Genomic DNA, 6,197 nt, shown 5'->3' on the forward strand with positions numbered 1-6,197 from the left:
GGCAACGACGACGGCCGCTGCGGACACACCAGCAGCGCGTCCACCAGCTCGAACAACGTGTCCCGCCACCCACCGAAACAGTCGTAGAGCTCCTGGCGAAACCGTTGCAGCACCCGCGTTCGGGCACACGGACCTTGATCGGGCACACTACGAGACACGGCCACCGCTTCTGTCTTCGAGCTCTGTGAGAGGAACCCGAAGATGATCAAGCGGTGGCCGTGCCCATGTCAAAGATCAACAGCCCCCTGGTTAAAACACCAGGTTCACCTGAGGTGGACAAAAGCGCCGTTCATCGTCAACTCAGGAGGCGTAGTCCTCCAGCATCTCCGTGACGAGAGCCGCGATCGGCGAGCGCTCCGAGCGGGTCAGGGTGACGTGGGCGAAGAGCGGGTGGCCCTTCAGCTTCTCGATCACCGCCGCCACGCCGTCGTGCCGGCCCACCCGCAGGTTGTCGCGCTGCGCCACGTCGTGCGTCAGCACCACCCGCGAGTTGCTGCCCAGGCGGGACAGCACGGTCAGCAACACGTTGCGCTCCAACGACTGCGCCTCGTCGACGATCACGAAGGAGTCGTGCAGCGAGCGGCCGCGGATGTGGGTGAGCGGCAGGACCTCGAGCATCCCGCGGTCCAGCACCTCCTCCAGCACCGCCTGGCTCACCAGCGCGCCGAGGGTGTCGAACACCGCCTGCGCCCACGGCCCCATCTTCTCGTTCTCGGTGCCGGGCAGGTACCCGAGCTCCTGGCCACCGACCGCGTACAGCGGCCGGAACACCACGACCTTGCGGTGCTGCCTGCGTTCCATCACCGCTTCGAGGCCGGCGCACAACGCGAGCGCCGACTTGCCGGTGCCCGCACGTCCGCCCAGCGAGACGATGCCGACATCGGCGTCGAGCAACAGGTCCAACGCGATCCGCTGCTCAGCGGACCTGCCGTGCAGTCCGAACGCCTCCCGATCTCCGCGCACCAGCCTGATCTGCTTGTCCGCGGTCACCCGGCCCAGCGCACTCGAGGTGCCCGCCAGCAGCCGGAGTCCGGTGTGGCAGGGCAGTTCCGCGATGTGCTCCAGGTCCTCGTACTGGGTGGGGTCGACGACGTTCTCCTTGAACAGGCTGTCCACCAGGGACTGCGGAACGTCCAGATCGGACATTCCCGTCCAGCCTGACAGGGTGACGTCGTGCGCCCGGTACTCCTCCGCCTGCAGGCCGACCGATCCGGCCTTGACCCGCAGCGGCATGTCCTTGGTCACCAGGGTGACGTTGCGCCCCTCAGCAGCGAGGTTGAGGGAGCACGCGAGGATCCGGGCGTCGTTGGAGTCCGTTCGGAAGCCTGATGGCAACACCTCCGGGTCGGAGTGGTTGAGCTCGACGTGCAAGGTGCCTCCCAGATCCCCGATGGGGATCGGTGAATCGAGGCGACCATGCCGCAAGCGCAGGTCGTCGAGCAGACGCAGTGCTTCCCTCGCGAACCAGCCCAGTTCGGGGTGGTGGCGCTTGCCCTCCAGCTCGCTGATCACCACGAGCGGCAGCACGACCTCGTGCTCCGCGAACCTGGTGGGGGCGAGAGGATCCGACAGCAGTACCGACGTGTCCAGCACATATGTGGTGATGGCTGGAGCGGCGGACTTGCGCCTGGGGGAGGAACTGCGCGATGAGCCTGAGGAACGGCTCGCGGGACGTCGTGCGTTCACGGCAACTCCCTCACGAACGCGGCACCCGCGTCCGCTCCTCGCTGGGCCAGGCACTACCCTGATTGATCGTCTTGCCGTCCGCCGGTGTGGCGTCAGGCAGGTCGACCACGAGGGCCGGGTGCCGGCCCCCTCGCGACGTTGTCTGCCACGATCATAGCCTCCCTGCGCGGTCCGCAGTGGTCGCGTCCCGCCGCTTCCGAAGTTACCTGCGGAAGTACCCCGTCTGCATGAAGCCACACAGGTGAATCCCGATTTGTCATCTGCCGGAAAACAACCCGAAACGTGACCGGAGCCGTGTTTGCGCTGGTCAGATGCCGTTTTCCTGGGTGTTTCGAGCCAGCCACGAGAGGCCGTCCCTCACCTGGCTTTCGAGTGATTTCGGCACCAGCGGCTCGTCGAGAAGCCTCAGGTAGCGGGAGTCGAGCGACTCACCGGGCGCGCGGACGTCGAGCCACGCCCTCACCAGGCGCACCCCTTCGACGTACGTGGTCGTGTACGCGCGCCACAGCGGGTCCGCCAGAAAACGAACCATCTGCCGTGCGCGACGCTCCGGCACTAGCAGCCACCTGCGCAGATACGCAACCACGTCATCCTGATCCGCACCACGATCGTGTAGCAGCAGAGCGGCGTCCTGGCGCACGGTGAGCAGGCCGGACGCCGCTGACTCGACCTTTTCGGACAGTTCGCCGTCCATTCGCAACCCGAGGTCGCGGAGGATCTGCTCGGTCCACGCTCCCCAGCCGGGCCCGACCACCGCGTGCAGGCCGAGGTCCGCCATGCCCTCGGCCATCAGGCACTGCGGCGTGTTGATCAGGAAGATCGACTGCTCGGCGTGGCCGCGCTTGGCGATCAGGCCCGCCTCCTTGCGGCAGTGCTCGGTGTGGTGGCCCGGATACGACTCGTGCGCAACCAGGTGCGGCAGGTTCGACATGCGGTGGTTCAGGTCGGCGTTGATGGCGACGCGGGACCGGTAGCCGCCGAGGTAGTAGTTGAAGCCGCTCCACGGCTTGTTCGTGACGATCCGGTACTCGACGATCTCCTGCTCGGGCAGCGCGTACCGGTGCCGCACGCGGTCCCTCAGGGCGCTGGAGAGGGCCTGCACGACGCCCTGGAGCCTGCGTGCGGGCACCTCGTCGGCCGTGCGGAAGGCGGTGAGCCGTTCGGCGAGCGGCCCGGTGCCCGGCAGCAGCGCGTCGATGTTGCGGTGGGCCTGCGCGTACGCGTCCTCGTCGCCGGGGCGGATGCGGACCTGGAAGTACTGCTCGACCTCGTCGACGAACGAGATGCGCTCGCCGGCGAGCTTGCGCGCGGTGCACTCCAGCGCGGTCAGGTGCGCGTCGAGGAACTGTTTGCGCTGGTCGGCGAGGTCGGTGCCGGCGAGCTCCCTGCGGAGCTGCCGGGCGTGGTCCGCCAGTGCTGCGGGAGCGAGCCGCGGCTCGTTGTCCACGGCGCGGCTCAGCGCGGGGTCGCCGGTGTACGAGTCGACGAACCCGGACACCAGGCGCCCTAGCCGCAGCCCAAGAACCAGATATCCGCGCACGAGCTCATTGGCGTCCATGAGTCGGAGAGCGTAGAGCGTCTACCACAGGGTCTTACTCGCGACCGAATCGTGAATCGAAGACCACCTGATGGGGGAATGTTGTTGATCTTGGCGTCACACAATGGGGTCATGGGGGCCGCCAATCGAGATCATGAGCGATAGCGTTTCCGCCCGGAGACCCCACCCTCCGGAGATCCCCGAAGACTCCGGAAATGACGGGGATGACCCGACATGAAGGAGAATGACGTGAAGAAGGCTTGTGCCGCGGTTGCCGCCGCAGCTGCGCTGTCGCTCGCGTTCGCCCCGGCCGCCATGGCCGGCGAGGGCCACGGTGGACACCACTGGAAGAACGGCCCGCTGCTGGTTGCCCTGAACGGCAACAACCTCAACGGCACGATCGGTGCCTGCGGCAACAACGTCGGTGTCTTCGGCGGTGCCGTGCCGATCAACTCGCCGTCGATCACCGAGACCTGCGCCGCCGGCGGCATCGTCGACGAGGGCTGATCTCCCTCAATTCGCGTTACGTCTGGGGACGTCATTCATGGCGTCCCCAGACGCGTTTTCGCAACACACACCCTCTTTAAGGAGAAAATCGTGCTGAAGAAGGCAGGCGCCGTTTTCGGCGCGGCGGCCAGCTTCCTGATGGTCGCCAGCTCCCCGGCGATGGCCGTGAACCACGAGTGGGAGAACGCCCCGCTGCTGATCGTGGGCAACGCCAACAACCTGAACCTCGTTGGCGGCGTGTGCGGCAACAACGTCGGTGTCTTCGGCGCGGCGGTTCCGGTGAACTCGCCCTCCATCACCGACACCTGCGCCGCCGGCGGCATCGAGGACGGCGACGAGTGGGGCCACCACGACGAGGACTGATCCTCTCGTTGCTGAAAGGGGCGCTCACCGTCGCGGTGGGCGCCCCTTTCGCGCTAGCTGCCGTACCTGCGGTGGCGCTTGGCGTACTCGCGCATCGCCCGCAGGAAGTCGGTGCGCCGGAAGCCGGGCCAGTAGGCCTCGCAGAACCAGAACTCCGAATGCGCCGACTGCCACAGCATGAACCCGGAGAGCCGCTGCTCACCGGACGTGCGGATGATCAGATCCGGATCCGGCTGCCCGGACGTGTAGAGGTGCTCGGCGATGTGGTCGACGTCGAGGACCTCGGCCAGCTCCTCGATGGTGCCGCCGCGCTCGGCGTGTGCCTGCAGGAGCTTCCGGACCGCGTCCGCGATCTCCTGCCTGCCGCCGTACGCCACGGCGACGTTGACCTGGATGCCGGTGCGGTCCTTGGTGCGCGCCGCGGCGTTCGTGAGCCGTTCGGCGTGCTCCTGCGGAAGCATGTCGATGGCGCCGACGTGCCGGATGCGCCACGGCTTGCCGTCCTCGGCGAGCTCGTCGGTGATGTCGGCGATGATGTCGAGCAACGGCGCCAGCTCTTCGGTGGGCCGGTTCAGGTTGTCGGTGCTCAACATCCAGAGCGTGACGACCTCGACCCCCGCGTCACCGCACCAGTCGAGCAGCTCGAGGATCTTGCGCGCCCCGGCCCGGTGCCCGTGCGCGACGTCCGTGAACCCGGCCTCGCGCGCCCACCGCCGGTTGCCGTCGAGGACGACGCCGACGTGTTTGGGCACCTGTGTCCCGCTCAGCTCGCGACGGAGAATCCACTCGTAGAAGTGGATAGCGACGTCTTTCACACGGGTGCGGAGTGCCACGTCCGAACAGCGTACGCCGTGCAAGCTTCATCACTGAGCCGCGGTCCCGAAACCTACGGTCGCGTAACCTAGGTTCCCGTGACCACTGCGACCATTCCTCCACAGCCCGGACTGCGGCCGCGACTTCGTGGGTGGCTGCACCTCTGGTCTTTCATCACCTCGGTGGCGACGGGCGCGACGCTGATCGCGCTGGCGGCGTCCACGGTGTCCGGCCTGGCCGCCCTGGCCACCTCCGTCTACGGCGCCACAGTTCTCGGCCTGTTCGGCGTTTCAGCGCTGTACCACCGCGTCACGTGGAAGTCCGACCGCGTGCGGACGTGGATGAAGCGCCTCGACCACTCGATGATCTTCGTGTTCATCGCCGGCACGTACACCCCGTTCGCCTTGCTGGCGATGGATCCCGGCACCGGCCACGTGGTGCTGTGGGTCGTGTGGATCGGCGCGCTGGCCGGCGTGACGCTGAAGCTGGCCTGGCCGCACGCGCCGCGCTGGCTCGGGGTGCCGATCTACATCGCGCTCGGCTGGGTGGCGGTGTTCGTGCTGCCCGAGCTGCTGCACCACGCCGGGGTGGCGGCGCTGGTGCTGCTGCTGGTGGGTGGCGCGCTGTACACCGTTGGGGCGGTGTTCTACGCGACCCGGTGGCCGAACCCGTGGCCGCAGGTTTTCGGGTACCACGAGTTCTTCCACGCGGCGACCGTGGTGGCGGCGATCTGCCACTACATCGCCATCTGGCTCGCCATGTACTCGTGACCTGCGGTTTTCAGGTTAGCTGATCTTGTCAGGCCGTCTCCAGGCCGTCAGCCCGCTTCTTCGGCTTGAAGAGCGCGTTGGCGGCCTTGCGGCTCTTGTCGCCGCTGGACGGCATCAGGTGGGTGTAGACGCGGAGCGCGAAGCCCAGATCGCTGTGACCGAGGTTGATGCTCAGCGCCTTGATCGAGACGCCGTTCTCCAACTGGACTGACGCGTACAGGTGCCGCATCGCATGTATGCCGTCGTCCTGCGGCACGTAGATCAGGCCAGCCCGCGCGAACGCCGGACGCCACACACCCATGTTGTACTTCTGTCGTCGCAGGCGTTCCTGTCCGGGGTTGTCATGAGCAACCGGACCGTCACGAGACGCCCTCCAGGCTTCTCCCAAGGCAGCGTGACGGCGACCGGTGGGAACTCCTCCATGTAGTCCTCCAGCTCGTCCAGGACGCCGTCACCGGCCGAGACCTGACTTGGGCTACGATTTCGGCCCGTGGGGCGGCCCGGTTCGCTGACCTGTGGGT

Annotated in this window: 7 protein-coding genes; 3 read left to right on the forward strand and 4 right to left on the reverse strand. The window is 67.2% G+C overall.

The window, feature by feature from the left end; genetic code table 11:
- Window positions 1-300: 300 nt before the first annotated feature.
- Window positions 301-1,593 carry an RNA 5'-3' helicase PhoH2 gene (gene phoH2, locus IEZ09_RS45510; protein ID WP_308202469.1) on the reverse strand — a complete coding sequence of 431 codons (1,293 nt, stop codon included), beginning with the start codon at window positions 1,591-1,593 and terminating at the stop codon, window positions 301-303.
- Window positions 1,594-1,993: 400 nt separating this feature from the next.
- Entirely contained in the window at window positions 1,994-3,244 is a 1,251-nt protein-coding gene (locus tag IEZ09_RS45515; protein WP_189260084.1) for a DUF885 domain-containing protein, read from the reverse strand.
- A 228-nt stretch (window positions 3,245-3,472) separates the two neighbouring features.
- Here IEZ09_RS45515 and IEZ09_RS45520 point away from each other — a divergent pair, with 228 nt between their 5' ends.
- A complete protein-coding gene (locus tag IEZ09_RS45520) occupies window positions 3,473-3,730 on the forward strand; it encodes a hypothetical protein (RefSeq protein ID WP_229813557.1) in 258 nt (85 codons plus the stop codon).
- Between the two features lie 90 nt (window positions 3,731-3,820).
- Window positions 3,821-4,093, forward strand: a complete 273-nt coding sequence (locus tag IEZ09_RS45525; protein WP_189260086.1) for a hypothetical protein — start codon at window positions 3,821-3,823, stop codon at window positions 4,091-4,093.
- Between the two features lie 53 nt (window positions 4,094-4,146).
- Here IEZ09_RS45525 and IEZ09_RS45530 read toward each other — a convergent pair whose 3' ends face one another.
- Entirely contained in the window at window positions 4,147-4,926 is a 780-nt protein-coding gene (locus IEZ09_RS45530) for an isoprenyl transferase (RefSeq protein WP_189260087.1), read from the reverse strand.
- Window positions 4,927-5,004: 78 nt separating this feature from the next.
- On the opposite strand from IEZ09_RS45530, the gene trhA reads away from it, so the two are divergent.
- Complete coding sequence (trhA, locus tag IEZ09_RS45535; RefSeq protein WP_189260088.1) at window positions 5,005-5,676, forward strand: PAQR family membrane homeostasis protein TrhA; 672 nt, start codon at window positions 5,005-5,007, stop codon at window positions 5,674-5,676.
- A 28-nt stretch (window positions 5,677-5,704) separates the two neighbouring features.
- Here the strand turns inward: trhA and IEZ09_RS45540 are convergent, their stop codons facing one another.
- Window positions 5,705-5,977, reverse strand: a complete 273-nt coding sequence (locus IEZ09_RS45540; RefSeq protein ID WP_189260089.1) for a site-specific integrase — start codon at window positions 5,975-5,977, stop codon at window positions 5,705-5,707.
- Window positions 5,978-6,197: the final 220 nt, after the last annotated feature.

The sequence above is a fragment of the Lentzea flava genome, from assembly GCF_014648475.1.
Lineage (GTDB): Bacteria > Actinomycetota > Actinomycetes > Mycobacteriales > Pseudonocardiaceae > Lentzea > Lentzea flava.